Origin of the sequence: Burkholderia sp. Ax-1724 (assembly GCF_011752995.1) — a bacterium.
Lineage (GTDB): Bacteria > Pseudomonadota > Gammaproteobacteria > Burkholderiales > Burkholderiaceae > Paraburkholderia.
The window spans coordinates 218,885-237,364 of sequence record NZ_VWWL01000001.1 but is presented as its reverse complement, the minus strand read 5'-3'; the positions used below and the strand labels follow the sequence as shown (position 1 = coordinate 237,364).

General features: G+C 64.7%; 14 protein-coding genes. 3 read left to right on the top strand and 11 right to left on the bottom strand.

Features of this window, described 5'->3' with window-relative positions; all coding sequences use genetic code 11:
• Positions 1-31 precede the first annotated feature (31 nt).
• The 8 genes from F3J19_RS00990 to F3J19_RS00955 form a co-directional block, all read right to left on the bottom strand.
• Positions 32-868, bottom strand: coding sequence for a lysophospholipid acyltransferase family protein (locus tag F3J19_RS00990; protein WP_167036304.1), 837 nt, complete (start codon positions 866-868; stop codon positions 32-34).
• Between the two features lie 56 nt (positions 869-924).
• Positions 925-2,205: a dihydroorotase gene (locus F3J19_RS00985; RefSeq protein ID WP_167036301.1), complete on the bottom strand. Its 1,281-nt coding sequence runs from the start codon at positions 2,203-2,205 to the stop codon at positions 925-927.
• A gap of 70 nt (positions 2,206-2,275) precedes the next feature.
• Positions 2,276-3,301, bottom strand: a complete 1,026-nt coding sequence (locus tag F3J19_RS00980) for an aspartate carbamoyltransferase catalytic subunit (RefSeq protein WP_167036298.1) — start codon at positions 3,299-3,301, stop codon at positions 2,276-2,278.
• Between the two features lie 271 nt (positions 3,302-3,572).
• The gene (gene pyrR / locus F3J19_RS00975; protein WP_167036295.1) at positions 3,573-4,100 is read right to left on the bottom strand and encodes a bifunctional pyr operon transcriptional regulator/uracil phosphoribosyltransferase PyrR; all 528 of its coding nucleotides are present in this window, start codon (positions 4,098-4,100) and stop codon (positions 3,573-3,575) included.
• The gene (gene ruvX, locus F3J19_RS00970) at positions 4,087-4,527 is read right to left on the bottom strand and encodes a Holliday junction resolvase RuvX (RefSeq protein WP_167036292.1); all 441 of its coding nucleotides are present in this window, start codon (positions 4,525-4,527) and stop codon (positions 4,087-4,089) included. Before ruvX ends, pyrR begins: the two co-directional genes overlap by 14 nt.
• A gap of 10 nt (positions 4,528-4,537) precedes the next feature.
• Positions 4,538-5,116: a YqgE/AlgH family protein gene (locus F3J19_RS00965; protein WP_167036289.1), complete on the bottom strand. Its 579-nt coding sequence runs from the start codon at positions 5,114-5,116 to the stop codon at positions 4,538-4,540.
• Between the two features lie 470 nt (positions 5,117-5,586).
• Positions 5,587-7,020 (bottom strand): hypothetical protein, encoded by a 1,434-nt coding sequence (locus F3J19_RS00960; protein WP_167036286.1) that lies wholly within the window; start codon positions 7,018-7,020, stop codon positions 5,587-5,589.
• A 483-nt stretch (positions 7,021-7,503) separates the two neighbouring features.
• Positions 7,504-7,674: a rubredoxin gene (locus tag F3J19_RS00955; protein WP_006047743.1), complete on the bottom strand. Its 171-nt coding sequence runs from the start codon at positions 7,672-7,674 to the stop codon at positions 7,504-7,506.
• A 374-nt stretch (positions 7,675-8,048) separates the two neighbouring features.
• On the opposite strand from F3J19_RS00955, the gene F3J19_RS00950 reads away from it, so the two are divergent.
• The 3 genes from F3J19_RS00950 (at position 8,049) to cysC (ending at position 11,112) form a co-directional block, all read left to right on the top strand.
• Complete coding sequence (locus F3J19_RS00950; RefSeq protein ID WP_167036283.1) at positions 8,049-8,909, top strand: hydroxymethylpyrimidine/phosphomethylpyrimidine kinase; 861 nt, start codon at positions 8,049-8,051, stop codon at positions 8,907-8,909.
• 351 nt (positions 8,910-9,260) lie between these two features.
• Positions 9,261-10,445 carry a chondroitin 4-O-sulfotransferase gene (locus F3J19_RS00945; protein ID WP_345890989.1) on the top strand — a complete coding sequence of 395 codons (1,185 nt, stop codon included), beginning with the start codon at positions 9,261-9,263 and terminating at the stop codon, positions 10,443-10,445.
• A gap of 28 nt (positions 10,446-10,473) precedes the next feature.
• On the top strand, positions 10,474-11,112 hold the full coding sequence (gene cysC, locus F3J19_RS00940; RefSeq protein WP_167036278.1) for an adenylyl-sulfate kinase: 639 nt from the start codon (positions 10,474-10,476) through the stop codon (positions 11,110-11,112).
• A 176-nt stretch (positions 11,113-11,288) separates the two neighbouring features.
• Here the strand turns inward: cysC and groL are convergent, their stop codons facing one another.
• The 3 genes from groL to F3J19_RS00925 all read right to left on the bottom strand — a co-directional run bounded on the left by groL (position 11,289) and on the right by F3J19_RS00925 (position 18,143).
• Complete coding sequence (groL, locus tag F3J19_RS00935; protein ID WP_167036275.1) at positions 11,289-12,929, bottom strand: chaperonin GroEL; 1,641 nt, start codon at positions 12,927-12,929, stop codon at positions 11,289-11,291.
• Positions 12,930-12,982: 53 nt separating this feature from the next.
• Positions 12,983-13,273 carry a co-chaperone GroES gene (groES, locus tag F3J19_RS00930; RefSeq protein ID WP_008923887.1) on the bottom strand — a complete coding sequence of 97 codons (291 nt, stop codon included), beginning with the start codon at positions 13,271-13,273 and terminating at the stop codon, positions 12,983-12,985.
• A 385-nt stretch (positions 13,274-13,658) separates the two neighbouring features.
• Positions 13,659-18,143 carry a YadA-like family protein gene (locus F3J19_RS00925; RefSeq protein ID WP_345890988.1) on the bottom strand — a complete coding sequence of 1,495 codons (4,485 nt, stop codon included), beginning with the start codon at positions 18,141-18,143 and terminating at the stop codon, positions 13,659-13,661.
• Positions 18,144-18,480: the final 337 nt, after the last annotated feature.

Below are 18,480 nucleotides of genomic sequence, written 5' to 3'. Positions count from 1 at the left end.
CCCGCACGACGCCGGAGCGTCGAAACCGCCGTCAGGCCGAATGGCCCGAACGGTCGGCCGGCTCGATCAGCGTGCCCGCCGAATCGTCCGACGAAACGACCTCTTCCGCCACGGCCGCCCCTGCATTCGCAGTGCCGTGCTGCATCTGCCGCAACGCACCGGCGATCGACTCCTGCGCCTGCGCGGCCAGCGTGCGCCGGTCCGCGCCCGCCGCCAGCGGCTCGCCCACGTACACATGCGCGGTCAGCGGGCCGCCGCGCAACAGCATGTCGAGCGAATCGGCCAGCGACAGATCGTCGATATACGCGGGCGCCGTCGACTGCCGGCCCTGCGCATCCTCGTACATGAGGCACACCGGCTGCACCGGCACGCCGGCCGACACCGCCGCCTGGAACATGTTCGAGTGAAACGGCAGCAGCGCGAGCCCGTTCGAGGTGGTGCCCTCGGGAAACACGCACATCAGCTCGCCGGTGCTCAGGCGATCCGCGAGTTCGTGCATGATCCGCTTCGCGTCGCTGCGCTTCTCGCGCTGGATGAACACCGTGTCCAGTTGCTGCGCGAGCCAGCCGACCACCGGCCATTGGCGGATCTCCGCCTTCGAGACGAACGGCGTCGGCCGCCACGCATTGATGACGTAGATGTCGATCCACGACACGTGATTGGCGACCACGAGCGCGCCGCGATCGAGCCGCGCAGCGTCGTTATGGACCACGAGGCGCATGCCGCACAAGCGCAGCATCTTCAGCGACCACGCGCGGTTGAGTGCGTGGCGCCGTTCCGCGCTCGCCTTCGGAAAGCGCGTGGCGACGGTCCACATGCCGTGCAGCAGATGCGCGATGAGTCGGATCTTGCGTAACGCGAGCTTCATTGTCGGAGCTTTCCTTGACTGGACGGCGGGCGCGGCGGCGTACTGAACGGAACCGCTCAGCGCTGCTCGTACGCGAGCTGGCCGGAGACGATCGTCGCGCGCACGCGCGCCGGCAGTTCGTATCCGAGGAACGGCGTGTTGTGCCCCTGGCTCTTCAGCGCGCGCGGCTCGACGAACCAGTGCGCGCGACGGTCGAACACGCACAGATCGGCCGCCGCACCGACCGCGACGCTGCCGGCCGCTGCGAGCCCGAGCACGCGCGCGGGCGCCGTCGTGATGCGGTTGAGCGCGGTGGCGAGCGGCACGCCCGCTTCGTCGGCCCATTTCACGGTCAGCGAGAGGAACAGTTCGAGCCCGGTCGCGCCCGGCGTCGCCTCGCCAAACGGCAGCAGCTTTTCGTCGTCGTCGACCGGCGTGTGGGCCGAGCAGATCGCGTCGATCGTGCCGTCGACGACGCCCGCGCGGATCGCTTCGCGATCGCGCTGCTGGCGCAGCGGCGGATCGAGCCGGAACTGCGCGTCGAAATAGCCGATGTCGAGATCGATCAGATGCAGATGGTTCACGGTGACGTCGCACGACACCGGCAAACCCTCGGCCTTCGCCGCGCGCACGAGCTCGACGCCCGCCGCCGACGACACGTGCGGGATGTGCACGCGCGCGCCGGTCACGCGCACGAGTTCGAAGATCGTATGCAGCGCGATCGTTTCGGCGGCCACCGGCACGCCCGACAAACCGAGCCGCGACGCCACCGCGCCGCTCGCGGCGACGCCGCCCTTGCCGAGATACGCATCGACCGGACGCAGCCATGCGGTGTAGCCGTAGGTCTTCGCGTATTGCAGCGCGCGCATCAGCACCTGAGTATCGACGATCGGCGTATCGGCCTGCGAAAAACCGACGCAGCCCGCCTCGGTCAGCTCGACCATCTCGGTAATGACCTGCCCCTTGAGGCCGACCGTCAGCGCGCCGAGCGGATACACGTGCGCCTGGTTCAGGTTGCGCGCGCGGAACCGCAGCATTTCGACGAGGCCCGGCTCGTCGAGCGTCGGATCGGTGTCCGGCGGACACACGAGGCTCGTCACGCCGCCTGCGAGCGCCGCGGCCATTTCCGACTTGAGCGTCGCCTTGTGCTCGTAGCCCGGCTCGCGCAGACGCGCGCACAGATCGACGAGCCCCGGCGCGACCATGAGGCCGGTTGCGTCGACCGTCTGCGTGGCCTGGAAGCCGGCCGGCGCGTGGCCGATCGCGGCGATCCTGCCCGCGTCGATAAAAATGTCCTGCTGCTGTTCGGTGCCCGCGACCGGATCGATCAGCGTGCCGCCTTGAATATGAATCTTCATGCGCTGCCTTTGTTAAACCCGTGGTTCAGCCTGATGCCCGGCCGTTGCCCGGTCGCGGCTTAATTGCTGCTTAATCGTTGTTGCCCGCGACGATGCCCATCACCGCCATGCGCACCGCGATGCCGAACGTGACCTGGTTCAGGATCACCGACTGCGGACCGTCCGCGACCTGCGAGTCGATCTCGACGCCACGGTTCATCGGTCCCGGGTGCATCACGATCGCATCGGGCGCGGCGAGCGCGAGACGCTCGGGCGTGAGCCCCCAGCTCTTGAAGTACTCCTGCGACGACGGCAGCAGCGCACCGCTCATGCGCTCGTTCTGCAGGCGCAGCATGATGATGACGTCGACGCCCTTCAAACCTTCGTCGAGGTTGTGGAACACGCGCACACCCATCTGTTCGAGCCCGCCCGGCAACAGCGTGCGCGGACCGATCGCGCGCACTTCGGGCACGCCGAGCGTGGTCAGCGCGTGAATGTCGGAGCGCGCGACGCGCGAATGCAGGATGTCGCCGACGATCGCCACACGCAGCTTCGTGAAGTCCTTCTTGTAGTGGCGGATCGTGTACATGTCGAGCAGGCCCTGCGTCGGGTGCGCATGACGGCCGTCGCCGGCGTTGATCACGTGCACGTGCGGCGCGCAATGCTGCGCGATCAGATACGGCGCGCCGCTCGACGCATGACGCACGACGAACAGGTCCGCGTGCATCGCCGAGAGATTGTTGATCGTGTCGAGCAGCGACTCGCCCTTGCTCGTCGACGACGCGTTGATGTTCAGGTTCAGCACGTCGGCCGACAGCCGCGTCGCGGCGATTTCGAAGGTCGTGCGCGTGCGCGTCGAGTTCTCGAAGAACAGGTTGAACACCGACTTGCCGCGCAGAAGCGGCACCTTCTTCACTTCGCGATCGGTCACGCTGACGAACTGGTCGGCGGTATCGAGAATGTGATTGACGATCGACTTCGGCAAGCCCTCGATCGACAACAGATGTTTGAGCTCGCCGTTTTTCGTGAGCTGCGGGTTGCCCTTCAGGAAGCCGTAGCGAAAGCGCTCGGACGCGCTAGCGGAGGAATCCTGCGGAGCCTGGGTGGCGGTGTTCATGGTGTACCTGCTTCAAATACGGGCTTCAACGTGATCGATGTCGATGCGCACTGCGTGTGACGTTCTGCGATGCTCGGTGACAATTTCCGTGCCGTCCGCGCGCGTCACGGCGCGGCGAAAGGCTGCGCGGTTTTTGCGCGGCGCGAATCGAGCTCAAGCCGGTGCGAGCCTGAGCGAGCCGGCTCGGGCTGCGGCGTTCGAACGGCATGCTGGTGCATGCTCATTCATGGCTCGCGCTCTACGCTTCGCCGTCGCGCCGCCCGCGCGAGTTTCAATCGGCGCGTGCTTCGGTGTGAAAAACAAAGCGCGTGCGGCCCGCACCGTCGTCTTCGCGGGCCAGCACGAGCGTCGCGTCGGCGGGCACGTCGACCATTCCGCCGACGCAGCGCGCCGCCACTGGCAACTCGCGTCCGCCGCGATCGGCGAGCACCGCGAGTTCGACCGAAGCCGGACGGCCATAGTCGTATAGCTCGTTGAGCGCCGCGCGGATCGTGCGGCCCGTGTACAGCACGTCGTCGACGAGCACGATACGGCGGCCGTCGACCGCGAATGGCAGCGAGGTCGGGCTCGCCTGCGAGTGCAGCCCTTTCTTCGCATAGTCGTCGCGATGCAGCGCGACGTTCACCACGCCGAAGCTCGCGAGCTTCAGGTCGCGCGCGAGCCGCTCGGCGAGCCACGCGCCGCCGCTATGGATACCGGCCAGCACCGCGCCTTCCGCACCGCCCAGCTGATCGCCATAGGCCGCGCGAATCTGGTCGAGCAACGCGCGATACAGCACTTCGGCGTCAATGGAACTCATGATCGTCGGAAAGTCCGTCTAGATATTGCTGAAGGATGATGCTGGCGGCCTCGGCGTCGAGCATGTCGGCACGGCCGTTGCCGGCGCGGATTTCCGCCTCGGCCTCGACCGACGAATAGCGCTCGTCGACCCATGTCACCGGCAGATTGAAGCGGCCGTTCAGCTGGTTGCCGAAGCGCTTCGCGAGCTGGGTGCGTTCGTGCGGCGTGCCGTCCGGATACATCGGCAAACCGACCACGAGCGCATTGGGCTTCCACTCGGCGATCAGCTTGCCGAGCGCTTCGAAGCGATAGTCCTTGCTGCGGTTCTGCACGACGACGAGCGGCCGCGCGCGGCGCGTCAACGAATTGCCGACCGCCACGCCGATGCGTTTTTCACCGTAGTCGAACGCGAGCAGCGTCGCCTCGCGTCCGTGCGGCAGGCTCATGCGCGGCCTCTCATGCGTGCCCGGCCTCGCCCGAAAGCATGGAGAGCGACACGCCGAGCAGCGCGAGCGCCGCTTCGAGACGCTCTTCGGCGGGCACGTCGAAAACGATCTTCGGATCGGCTTCGACCGTGAGCCAGCCGTTCTTCGAGATTTCGTCTTCGAGCTGGCCCGCGCCCCAGCCGGCGTGGCCGAGCGTCAGCAGAAAACGTTCCGGGCCGTTGCCGCTCGCGACCGCTTCGAGCACGTCTTTCGAGGTGGTCATTTCGAGGCCGCCCGGCACGGACATCGACGACGTATACGCGCCGCCGGTTTTCGGGTCGTGCAGCACGAAGCCGCGCTCGGTTTGCACCGGGCCGCCGAAGTACACGGGAACATGGAGAAGAGGTTCGATCTCGAGCTTCAGATCGATGCGATTGAAGAGCGCCTGCAGGTCGATATCGGTCGGCCGGTTGATGACGAGGCCGAGCGCGCCGCGCTCACTGTGATCGCAAAGGTAGACCACCGTTCCTGAAAACGTCGGATCGGCCATGTTGGGCATGGCGATCAGGAACTGGTTGGTCAGATTGATGCGATCGGTACTCTTGGACATAGTTGGGATTTTAGCAAAGACGATGCGGGATGGCGGGCTTTGAGCGAGGTCGCGCGATGCGCGCCGTGCCGCCTGCCATCGACGCCGGATCAGGTTGCACTCTATCATGCGCGGCCCCGGCGACGTGCCAATCGGGCGGGGCCTGGAGCGTGCCAGCACAGCGTTTATGCGCCGTTCATGCGCCCGCGCATGGATCGTTTCATGAAGCCGCTTAGGGATGGCTTATGGAGGGCTCATGTACCGCTCGGGGGCAGCGCAGCATGCGGTCGAGGCAGGCGTGCCCGCGCGCAGATCGCCGGACATTGCTCGATGTTGAGGGATTGTGTCTTATCGCAACGGACGCATCGCGGTTCATGCTGCTTTTATCGCGGGGCGACTTTTGTGTTCCGGCAACGCGGCATGCGCCGTGCGCGGGCTGGATCGATTGCAGCATCGATTGCGGCACCGATCAGCTGCCGCGACGACACGGTTCACGCGCCGCCCTGCTCGATCGCGCGCGTCAGTGCAGTAAGCGCTGCCTGCGTAAGACTGCCGCCGGCCGGCCCGACGCCGGCCGCGACTTTGTGCAGCGTCGCGCGCAAGGCTTCGGCGGCCTGTTCGAGCGTATCCGCGGCCGGCGCGCCGACGATCACATGCGCGCGCACCGCCGGCGTCGCCACGCCCGCGTGCGCGCGACGGCGCCACGCGAGACCGAGTGCATCGGCCAGTAGCGCCACATGGCCGAGGCCGAGCGCGCACGCCGCCGAGCCGAGCCGATAGGCGGCATCGCCCGCCTGCAGCGCCTCGCTGGGATCGGCCTTCTCCGGCTGATCGGCCGCGCGCGCATGTGCGCTAAGCGCCTGGATCGATGCGTCGGCGGTCTGCAGAAAGTCTTCGTAGGCGTTCGCGTTGACGCTCAGCACGCCCAGATCGCGCGACAGCGAACCGTGCAGCGCGCCGCGCGAGTGCGCTTCGAGCGCGCCCGCTTCCCAAAGCATTTCCGACGCCTGCGTGCCCGCGACATGCCAGTCGACGCTCAGGCCATAGTCGCGCAGCACCTCGACCTGCGCCGCATCTTCGGCAGCCGCGCCGAACAGCGCATAGTCGCGCCACAAGAGCGCGAGCGTCGCGCGCACGAGCGAACGCGGCGCGCGCTCGATGCCGCGCGCGTGATCGGCGAGCGCGAGGTTGCAGCGCGCGTAGAAGCGCCGCGCGTCGGTATCGCGAGCCGCATGGCCGCCTGCGCGCAGCGCCTTCGCACAGGCCCGCGCGAGACGCCAGAAGTCGTAGGGGTCGGGGCCGGCAAGTTCGACGAAGACGGCATCGAGCTCGTCGAGCGCGGCATTCGTGACGGCGAGCGCGACCGCGCTGCCCGTGTCGACCTGCGAGCGCAGGACCGGCAGCAGCGCGCGCTCGTAGCGCGCCCGCAGATGCGCAAGCTGAGCGGCGGATTGCGCGTGCAGCGACGCCGGCGGCACGGGCCGCGCACACAACGCGAGGTCTTCGAAAGCGACGGTCGTGCCGGGCGCGTGCTCGGCCAGTTGCGAACACAGTGCGTGGTAGTGATTGAAGAGCGTCGGCGAGCAGGACAGCTCGCGCAGATTGTGACGTTCGAGCGCCGCGCGGAAGTCGCGCAGCGCGGCACCGAACAGCGGCCGCACGCGTTGCGCGCCAGCCGGCGCCTCGGCGGGTTCTTCGCTCGCGAGCGGCGAGAGCCGCACGAGCGCATCGGCGAAACGCTGCGCGCTCAGCCAGCCGGCCGTGCGCAACGCCTGCGCTGCGCGCAGCAGCGCCGCACCGCTTTCCTCGCGCTGCTCGAACGCGAGCGACGCCTCGGCGAGCGCCAGTTCCGCGGGACGGACCGCGCCGCCGCGCGGATTCGGCAGGGCGTCGATGGAAACGGATGCAGCGGATCGAAGAGTCATGGGCAGACGGCACGAAGCTGACGGGCTGTCGCTGCGCGCCGCATGCAGAGTGATCGGCCAACGCGCAAACGGGCGACAGGACAAGGACAAACTCTCTACCGGCACGGCATTCCGGCGATGCTCCCCACCGGCGCGGCGAATGGGATGCCGGGTGCCGCGGACAATTGCGCCCGGAAGAAGCCCGCAAAAAATCAGGAACAGGCGCGCTGCCCGATTTCGCGACCGGCATGACCGGACTTTTCGGGACTTGCTCCCGCGGACGTCGCCGGCACAGCGGCTCCAGACCGCGGGCCCCAGTGGCCCATGTCCGAAGCCGGTTTGCGGAGCCGGCCTCGGCAAGGCAATTTCAGCAGGAAGCGTGGCAGGCTCCCTGCTCCAACGGCTCCCCGGCGTTCAACGAAACCGGTGAGTGAAGCCCGTGAAACCGCACGATCCAGCGAATCCAGACGACACCGCCGGCCCAGGCCGGCGGTTTCCCAAATCTCAGATCTGGACCATCTCGAAGTCTTCCTTGCGCGCTCCGCACTCGGGACAGGTCCAGTTAATGGGAACGTCTTCCCAGCGCGTGCCCGGCGCAATGCCCTCGTCCGGCAACCCGGCTTCCTCGTCGTAAATCCAGCCGCAAATCAGGCACATCCAGCTTTGATATTCCATTCTTGTGTCGCGTCGTTGAGTCCGTGGAAACGGGAGCCATGATGGTACCGTGTTGCCGCCCCCATGCCTAGCAATCGAAAACGCGCAACCGTAGCGTGCGCCGGCCTGTGGCCGGGCGGCCGTGGCGGTGCCGCGCGCGGGTGCGTGAACATCGGCGGCAGCGGATGACGGGCGGGCTCGCGAGCCCGCCCGTGTTTGAGAGCAGCCCGTTCATGCCCAGGATTGCGCGACGCGCACAAACCGTACGCCGCTGTGCTGCTTGCCGCCACGAACCTCGCGCGACGTGCGAAAAAAAGCTCCCGCGCCGGTTTAGGCCGCATAATTGAGCCAATTGCGCACTGCGCGCCGGAATCCTGCCTCTTTTTATCCATTTCATGCCCAGCGATACGCCTCCGATCGTTCTCACCTTCGGCCTTTCCGACCCCACCGGCGGCTCCGGCCTGCAGGCCGACCTGATGACCCTTGCCAGCATGGGCTGCCACGGCGTTTCCGTGCTGACGGGCTACACCGTGCGCGACTCGGCCAGTTGCGACGAAGTCACCGGGCTCGATCCCGACGTCGTCGCGACGCAGGCGCGCATGCTGCTCGAAGACATGCCGATCGCCGCGTTCAAGGTCGGCGCCTGCACGCGCGCCGAAGTGGTCAGCGCGATTGCCGAGGTCGTCGCCGATTACGACGACGTTCCGCTGATTCTCGCGCCCGACTTCACGCTCGACGACGAACACGTGCTCGCCGCCGACGAGCTGCGCGAGGCGATCGCCGATCTGCTCGCGCCGCAAACCACGCTGCTCGTCGCCGATTCGTCCACACTGCTGGCGCTCGCCCAGCCCGACGGCGACGCGGAAGCGCCGAGCCTCGACGCGGCGATTTCGCATCTGCTGTCGCAGGGCTGCGAGTACATTCTGTCGACGGAAACCGGCACGCACCGGCTCGTCAATACGCTCTTCAGCGAAGACGGCCAGTTGCGCCAGGACATGTGGGACCGCGGCACCCATCGGCTGACGGGCCTGACCGACACGCTCGGCGCGGCGATCGCCGCGTTGCTGGCCAATGGCCAGGAGCCCGCCGAGGCGGTCCGCGAGGGCCAGGAATATCTGTATCAGGCCGTGCGCAACGCATTCCGGCCCGGCATGGGCGCGTATATGCCCGACCGCTTCTTCTGGGCGCGCAGCAGCGACGACGAAACGCCGCCCGCACCGGACAGGAGCGCTACGCCGGGCGAAGCGCGGCACTAGGCACTCCCGTTTTTTACCCAACGGCAGTCGAAATGAAAAACCCGCACGCGTGCGGGTTTTTCATTTCGAAACACGCTTTTTTCAAGATCCGTAACATTTTCCGTTTTACAAAAAATTGGAATTAATAAAATACCGACGCCATAAGCCGGCCATGTTGCGGCGCAAAACCCATACTGCGGGCGCATCACACACGTATTTCGCATAAAATCTAACGGATCGCCGTGTCGTATGTAACAGGACGTTGTATCGCGTAATTAACCGTTACAACGGCGCCGACATCATCAGGCTAGACTTTCAGGGTCATCGTTCTGTCATACGCCCAATATGCCTTTTCCTACCTTTTTCATCCATTTGCCGAAATGCGGCGGCTCGACCGTTATTTCGTTTTTTGATTTGAATAAAGGCAAAGACCAGTTCATCAACTTCGTGTGGGATCGAACCGGTTGGGGAAACTGCCGCGCAAAGCTGCTCGCCAGCCAGATCGGCGGGGGGCATCAGCCATACGGTATTCATCGGATTATCAAACACCCCGTCAACTACTGCACGATCCTGCGCGATCCGCTCGAGCGGCAGATTTCGCACTACTGGTACGCGTCGAGCGGCAAGAACGGCGAGGTAACGCGAGGCGTGAGCGTGTCGACGCCCGAGGCACTCGCACAGCAAGGCGTGCTGTCGCTCGACGAGTGGGTCGGCGAATCGCTGGGCGGGAAGAATCTCTTCGTCCAGATGCTGAGCGGCCATGCCGTGGTAAATGAAACCAGCCTCGACGCCGCGCAGGCTCATCTGCGCAGGAGTATCGGCACAGTCGGCATATGCGGGAAGATGAGCGAATTCCTGCTACAGCTTTGCAGCACGAGCGGCCTGCAATTACCGTTTCATTTCGAGACAAATCGAACCTCCGGCGCGCCGAAAACGCGAAACCATTTAAGCGAGGCAACGAAACAGAAATTTATCGAGGAGAACCGTCTCGATTACGAAATATTCCGCAGTGCGACTCGAATGGTCGATGCCTATGCGAAAGAGATGGGCAGCGTCTTTTCGAATGCGCTGGAGCTGATTAAGATTATTCAGGCCGAAATAAATAAGCTCGAAAATCCGCATGTCTATAGCTCGACGGTTTTCGGCTTTGACGGTTCATTTCTTTCACAAGTCCGCGACGTTGTGCGGCGTTTCGATCTTTCGCCCATCGAGGATTATCTCGAATTTGCGCGAAGCCGGCAGTACACTCCCGCCGACCTGTTCGACGGATTCGTCGACGCGGTTCACGACGGCGTGGTGTCCGGCTGGGCCATCAATCTGAGCCGGCCGGAAGAACGCGTGCCGCTCGAAGTGCGGGTCGGCACGCATGTCGTCGCAACCGGCTGGAGCGGCGAGCACCGGCCCGACGTAGCCAGCGCCGGCTATCCGAGCGAGCGCAGCGGATTTTCGATTGCGCTGCCGGACGGCGTCCCGGAAGGCTTTCACATCGCGATTGCGAATTCGCCGGAAAGCCTGCACCACGCCGGCACCTGGCGGCAAGGCTGGCACTGCGAGTAGGCGCCAGGAGAATCAGGAGAAAACACTTATGGAAGAACCCCCGAATTTCCTGCAACGCTTTCACGGCACGATCACGGCTCAGGACCGCATGCGCATGTTCCGCCAGAGGCCAGCCACGATCTGGCTGACCGGGCTGTCCGGCGCGGGAAAATCGACGCTCGCATTCGCGCTCGAACAGCAACTGATCGCGCTGGGCCATGCATGCTACGTGCTCGACGGCGACAACGTGCGCCATGGCCTTGCCAACGATCTCGGCTTCGAGCGCAAGGACCGGCGCGAAAATATCCGCCGCGTTGCACACGTCGCCCAATTGATGAACGACGCGGGCCTCATCGTGATTACCGCGCTGATCTCGCCGATGCGTGAAGACCGGGCGATGGCGCGCGAGATCATCGGGAGCGACAAATTCGTCGAGATCTATGTGTGCGCACCGCTTGCCACCTGCGCGAGCCGCGACCCGAAAGGCCTCTATGCGAAAGCGCGATCCGGCGAAATCACTTCGTTCACCGGCGTATCGGCGCCCTATGAACCGCCCGCCAAGCCCGAGCTTCACGTCGACACGGGAACGTTGTCGCCGGCCGAAAGCGTCGCGCAGATCTTCAGTCACCTGCGCGAGAAATGTCTCGAAACGGCTAGCCGCCGTGCGGCTCACGAAACAGGAGCTTGATTCCGGTACATCGCGATCCATCGCGCCAAAATCCTCTTCCCCAAAAGACAAAACCCGCAAAAATGCGGGTTTTGTCTTTTGGGAAGCACGTCTCACGACATGCTTCCCCCATGAACACCAACCGGGTCTCATAACGTGGTCCGGGCATGATGCCGAACCACGAGACCCGAGCGGTATTACATGTCCATGCCCATGCCGCCCATGCCGCCGGGCATGCCGCCAGGCATCGGTGCGTCTTCCTTCGGCAGTTCGCAGACAGCTGCATCGGTCGTCAGCAGGAGACCCGCAACCGAAGCTGCGTTTTGCAGCGCCGTGCGCGTCACCTTCGTCGGGTCCACGACACCTGCGTCAACCAGGTCGACGTACTCGCCGGTTGCTGCGTTGTAGCCGTAGTTGCCCTTGCCGGCAGCAACCGCTGCCACGACGACGCTCGCTTCTTCGCCACCGTTGGTGACGATCTGGCGCAGCGGCTCTTCCATGGCGCGCAGGACGATCTTGATACCTGCGTCCTGATCGGCGTTAGCGCCCTTCAGGCCGGTGATTGCCGTACGTGCACGGATCAGCGCGACGCCGCCGCCAGCAACGATGCCTTCTTCCACAGCTGCGCGCGTTGCGTGCAGTGCGTCTTCGACACGTGCCTTCTTTTCCTTCATTTCGACTTCGGTCGCAGCGCCGACCTTGATCACAGCAACACCGCCTGCCAGCTTGGCAACGCGCTCTTGCAGCTTTTCACGGTCGTAGTCCGAGGTCGCTTCTTCGATCTGCTTGCGCACTTGCTTGACGCGAGCTTCGATGTTCGCTGCTTCGCCAGCGCCGTCGATGATCGTGGTGTTTTCCTTGCCCACTTCGATGCGCTTCGCCTGGCCCAGTTCAGCCAGCGTTGCCTTCTCGAGCGTGAGGCCGGTTTCTTCAGCGATGACCTGGCCGCCGGTCAGGATCGCGATGTCTTCCAGCATGGCCTTACGACGGTCGCCGAAGCCCGGAGCCTTGACGGCGACGGTCTTCAGGATGCCGCGGATGTTGTTGACGACCAGCGTTGCGAGCGCTTCGCCTTCGACGTCTTCAGCGATGATGAGCAGCGGACGGCCAGCCTTCGCGACCTGCTCGAGCACCGGCAGCAGATCACGGATGTTCGACACCTTCTTGTCGTGCAGCAGCACGAACGGGTTGTCGAGCACGGCAACCTGCTTGTCCGGGTTGTTGATGAAGTACGGCGACAGGTAGCCGCGGTCGAATTGCATACCTTCGACGACGTCCAGCTCGTCTTGCAGCGACTTGCCGTCTTCGACGGTGATGACGCCTTCCTTGCCGACCTTGTCCATCGCTTCAGCGATGCGCTCGCCGATCGACGTGTCGCTGTTTGCCGAGATCGCGCCGACCTGGGCGATTTCCTTGTTGGTCGTGCACGGCTTGCTGATCTTGCGCAGTTCTTCGATTGCGGCTGCAACAGCCTTGTCGATGCCGCGCTTCAGGTCCATCGGGTTCATGCCCGATGCAACGTACTTCATGCCTTCGCGGACGATCGATTGCGCGAGAACCGTAGCGGTCGTCGTGCCGTCGCCGGCGTTGTCGCTGGTCTTGGAAGCGACTTCCTTGACCATTTGCGCGCCCATGTTCTGGAGCTTGTCTTTCAGTTCGATCTCTTTAGCGACCGACACACCGTCCTTGGTGACCGTCGGGCCGCCGAAGCTGCGCTCGAGGACCACGTTGCGGCCCTTCGGACCCAGCGTGACCTTCACGGCGTTGGCGAGAATGTTCACGCCTTCGACCATCTTGGCACGGGCGGAATCACCGAATACGACCTCTTTAGCTGCCATCTTCTAACTCCTTGAATTCTTTGGATATAACCGGGGAAGTAGCGACCTTGCGCTTACTTCTGCACCACGGCCATGATGTCTTCTTCGCGCATCACGAGCAGTTCGTTGCCGTCGACCTTGACGGTCTGGCCTGCGTACTTGCCGAACAGGACGCGGTCGCCCACTTTCACGTCGAGCGCAATGGCTGCACCCTTGTCGTCGCGCTTGCCCGGGCCGACTGCGAGGATTTCGCCTTGATCCGGCTTTTCCGCTGCGGCTTCGGGGATCACGATGCCCGAAGCGGTCTTGGTTTCCTGATCCAGACGCTTGACGATCACGCGATCATGCAAAGGACGAAGGTTCATACATACTCCTCTCTTGATTGAGACTGAAGAACGCTGAGAAAACCCGGCTGGCCGAGCCAACCGGCGATGTTGTTAGCACTCTCGTGCAGTGAGTGCTAATTATATGGATGGGTGGTGACAAATTCAAGAAGTGGGGGGAATGGGCGTCGTCGGCCGCCGCTCGGCGCGGAACCCCCGGCTACCGGGGACGGATCGCAGCGGGAGCAGCTTCACGCAGCGCGACTGCCAACACTGACCAGGGAAACTCCTGGTCCAGGTATATTTCCGCCACCCCCGCGCTCACAACGACGAAGCCCCCTCGGGACCTTTCGATCCGTCGGGGGCTTCGTCGATACGACTCAGACCGGCGTAACAGACGCAACCGGAGTTGCATCCGCCACATCGCTTACCACTGCATCGAGGCGCCGATGCCGGCGGTGGTGCCGCCCGGGCTCAGACCGACGCCCGCCTTCACCTTGATGTTCTCGGTGATGCGTGCGGTACCGCCCAGCGCCACAGCCTGGTAACCCTTGTAGGTTCCCGCGCCGATGCCGAACGACAGTGTCTTGCCCGGATCGACTTCCGGAATCATCGTCAGTGCCGTCGCCGCGGCGATGCCCGAATAAGCCCCACGCGCAACGCCGTTGATCGCGTTGTTCGTGTCGTTGATGCGCTGATCGGTGTAGCCCTTGGCCTGCTGCACGCCTTGTGCCACCGAGTTGTTCATCTGGCTCACGTTGACCGCATCGGTCGGCGCAGTCCCCGCCGCGACGTTGGTGACCTGGCGTTCGTTGCCCGCCGAGCCCATCGACACGGAATTGTCGCGGTCCGCCACCGAACCCGAACCCAGAGCGACCGAGTTCTGGCCCGTCGCACTCGCGTTCGCACCCATCGCCACAGCCTGCGAGCCCGATGCCGAGGCACCCGCGCCCGCCGCCACCGACAGCGTGCCGCTTGCCGTCGCGCTCTGCGTCGTACGATCGCCGTCCGCGCTGAACATCGGGTTGTTCGCCGCGGCCGCCGCATTGTTGACCACCGCATTGAGCTGGCTGACGTTCACCGCATCGGTCGGCGCCACGCCGTCGGCCACGTTGTGGATCACCGTGCCGTCGTCCGAGCCGTTACCCAGCGTCATGCTGTTGTAGTTCGTCGAGCCGTCGGCATTGTGGTCGTACGTCGCCGCCGCGTTCACGTTGCCGTTGGCATCGACGATCCCCGCGCTCTTCAGCTGGGCGACGTTCACCGCGTCCGTGTCGGCCGTACCCGCCGCGACGTTGGTGATCTGGCGCTCGTTGCCCGCCGAGCCCACCGACACCGTGTTGTCCCGATCGGCCACCGAGTTCGCGCCCAGCGCAACCGAGCCGGCCGCGGACGACTGCGCATTGCCGCCGATCGCCACCGAGTTCGCACCGCTCGCCACCGAATCCGGCAGCGACGAATTCGAGTGGAAGTACATGATGCCGCTACCGCTGTTGATACCACTCAGCATCGTGTTGAGCGCGCTGATCTGGTCCGCGTTCTGCGTCGTGCGGCCGTCGATGTTGGTGAGTGCGTCACCGATGTTGCTCATCGTCGTACCGTCCACGCTGTAGGTCGGCTCCGAGATCGTGCCGTCTGTGTTCACGGTCGAGCCGCCGCCCAGTGCTTCGGCAACGCTTGCCGAGTTGGCGTACAACTGGCTGCCGTTGATCGCATCCGTGCTCGATGCGTTCACTGCACCGGCTGCTACGCCCGTCACCGTGCGGTCGCCTGCCGTACCGGCCATGTTCACCACCGTACCGTCCGTGTCCTTGCCTACCGTCAGATCACGTGTGGTTGCGTCCTGCTGCACCAGACCCACCGTGCCGCTGTTCAGTTGTGTCGACAGGTCCGTCACCGAGTTTTGTACGTTCGTCAGCTCCGTTGCGTTCTTGGCAATGTCCGCGGTGTTCTGCGTCGTGCGGCCATCGATGTTGCCGAGGGCGTCGCCGATGCTGTTCACCGTCGTACCGTCCACGCTGTAGGTCGGGGCAGAAACCGTGCCATCCGCGTTCACGGTCGAGCCACCGCCCAGTGCCGAAGCAACGCTCGCCGAGTTGGCGTACAGCTGGCTGCCGTTGATTGCGTCCACGCTCGAGGCGTTCACTGCGCCGGCTGCCACACCCGTCACCGTGCGGTTGCCTGCCGTGCCAGCCATGTTCACCACCGTGCCATCCGTGTCCTTGCCTACCGTCAGGTCACGTGTAGTTTCATCCTGCTGCACCAGACCCACCGTGCCGCTGTTCAGTTGCGTCGACAGATCCGTCACCGAGTTCTGCACGTTCGTCAGGTCCGTTGCGTTCTTGGCGATGTCGTCCGCATTCTTCGTGATGTCGTCTGCGTTCCTGGTGATGTCCGCGGTGTTCTGCGTCGTGCGACCGTCGATGTTGCCGAGCGCGTCGCCGATGCTGCCCACCGTGGTACCACCTACGCTGTAGCTCGGCGCCGACACCGTGCCGTCATCGTTCACGGTTGAGCCCCCACCCAGTGCCGAGGCAACGCTTGCCGAATTTGCGTACAGCTGGCTGCCGTTGATCGCATCCGTGCTCGATGCGTTCACTACGCCGGCTGCCACACCCGTCACAGTGCGGTTGCCTGCCGTACCGGCCATGTTCACCACCGTACCGTCCGTGTCCTTGCCTACCGTCAGGTCGCGCGTGGTTTCATCCTGCTGCACCAGTCCCACCGTGCCGCTGGCAAGCTGGTTCTGCACGTTCGTGATACTGGTCGAGTTCTGTGCAATGTCGTCCGCATTCTTTGCAATGTCCGCAGCGTTCTGTGTCGTGCGGCCATCGATGTTGCCGAGTGCATCGCCGATGCTGCCCACCGTGGTACCGCCCACGCTGTAGCTCGGCGCCGACACCGTGCCGTTCTCGCTCACGGTCGAGCCGCCACCCAGTGCCGAAGCAACGCTCGCCGAGTTGGCGTACAGCTGGCTGCCATTGATTGCGTCCACGCTCGATGCGTTCACTGCACCTGCTGCAACACCCGTCACCGTACGGTTGCCCGCCGTACCCGCCATGTTCACCACCGCACCGTCCGTGTCCTTGCCCACCGTCAGCTCACGCGTCGTAGCATCCTGCTGCACCAGACCCACCGTGCCGCTGGCAAGTTGCGTCGACAGATCCGTCACCGAGTTCTGCACGTTCGTCAGGTCCGTTGTGTTCTTCGCGATATCGTCTGCGTTCCTGGCAATGTCCGCGGTGTTCTGCGTCGTGCGACCGTCGATGTTGCCGAGCGCGTCGCCGATGCTGTTCACCGTGGTGCCGTCCACGCTGTAGCTCGGCGCCGACACCGTGCCGTCCTCACTCACGGTCGAGCCACCACCCAGTGCCTCGGCAACGCTCACCGAATTTGCATACAGCTGGCTGCCGTTGATCGCGTCCACGCTCGATGCGTTCACTACGCCTGCTGCCACTCCCGTCACCGTGCGGTTGCCTGCCGCACCGGCCATGTTCACCACCGTGCCGTCCGTATCCTTGCCTACCGTCAGGTCGCGTGTGGTTGCGTCCTGCTGAACAAGCCCCACCGTGCCGCTGTTCAGTTGCGTCGACAGATCCGTCACCGAGTTTTGTACGTTCGTCAGATCCGTTGCGTTCCTGGCGATGTCGTCTGCGTTCCTGGCGATGTCCGCGGTGTTCTGCGTCGTGCGGCCATCGATGTTGCCAAGCGCATCACCGATGCTGTTCACCGTGGTGCCGCCCACGCTGTAGCTCGGCGCCGACACCGTGCCGTCATCGTTCACGGTTGAGCCCCCACCCAGTGCCTCGGCAACGCTCGCCGAGTTCGCATACAGCTGGCTGCCGTTGATCGCGTCCACGCTCGATGCGTTCACTACGCCTGCTGCCACTCCCGTCACCGTGCGGTTGCCTGCCGCACCGGCCATGTTCACCACCGTGCCGTCCGTGTCCTTGCCTACCGTCAGATCACGTGTGGTTTCATCCTGCTGCACCAGACCCACCGTGCCGCTGGCGAGCTGGTTCTGCACGTTCGTGATACTGGTCGAGTTCTGCGCAATGTCGTCCGCATTCTTCGCGATGTCATCCGCGTTCTTTGCAATGTCCGCAGTGTTCTGCGTCGTGCGACCGTCGATGTTGCCAAGCGCGTCGCCGATGCTACCCACCGTGGTACCGCCCACGCTGTAGCTCGGCGCCGACACCGTACCCGTCGTCGAGTTATAGGCCGCACCACCGCCCAGGCTCGCCGCGACGGAGTTGCCGATCTCGTTCGACTTCACCGCCTCGGACTGCAACTGGCTCACGTTCACCGCATCGGTCGCGGCGGCACCCGCCGCTACATTCGTCATGCGGCGCTCGTAGCCGACCGAACCCACCGACACTTCGCCGTTCGCCGCCGAAGCAGTTCCGGAAAGCGAGCTACTGCCCGGGTTGTACGCCGCCGCGCCCAGATTCGCCGTCGTGGTCGACCCCGCGCCCAGCGCGACCGAGTTGTTCGCCGAAGCCGCCGCGTTCTGGCCGAGCGCGATGCTGTTCGTGCCGCTCGCCTTCGCTGTCTGGCCGAGTGCGACCGCGCCCGAACCCGAAGAAACCGCGCTGGTGCCAATCGCAACAGAGCTCGCTTGTGTAGCGGACGAGGCGGTGCCGATGGCGATCGAATCCGTGCCCGAGGCCCGGGTGTTGGTCGTCGCATCCTGAGTCGCGTCGGTGGTGGTATTACTGCTTTGCGAAGCCGACGAACCAAGCGCGATGGCACGCTGCCCGCTCGCCGCGGCCGAGGTACCGATTGCATTCGAGTCCACGCCGGTAGCAGTCGAGTTAGTGCCGATCGCATTGGCGCGCGCCTGGGTGGCTGCGGAGAACGTGCCGAGCGCCATGGCCTGAATGGCGCCGGCGTAGGCTGCCGCTCCGAACACGGAGGCTTCACGGGCTGTGGCTGTCGCAGCAGCGCCCACCGCGGTTGCACCAGTAACGGCGGCCGATGCATTGCCGCCCAGTGCCGTACCACCGACGGTGGAGGCGAGAGAATTGCTGCCCACCGCCACGGCTTGTAAGGCCTTGGCGCTACCCGCGAACTGACTGACGTCGACACCCAGGCCGTCGATGCGACGAGCCCCTGCTCCGCTCAGATCCCATCCACCTAAACCTGTGGTTCCGGCTGAGGCCTCAAGCTTTGTGGCGGCCCCGGTGCCGATTGCAACAGCGCCACCAATGGTATTCTGATCCGTCACGCCGCCGCCCACCGTGTAAGGG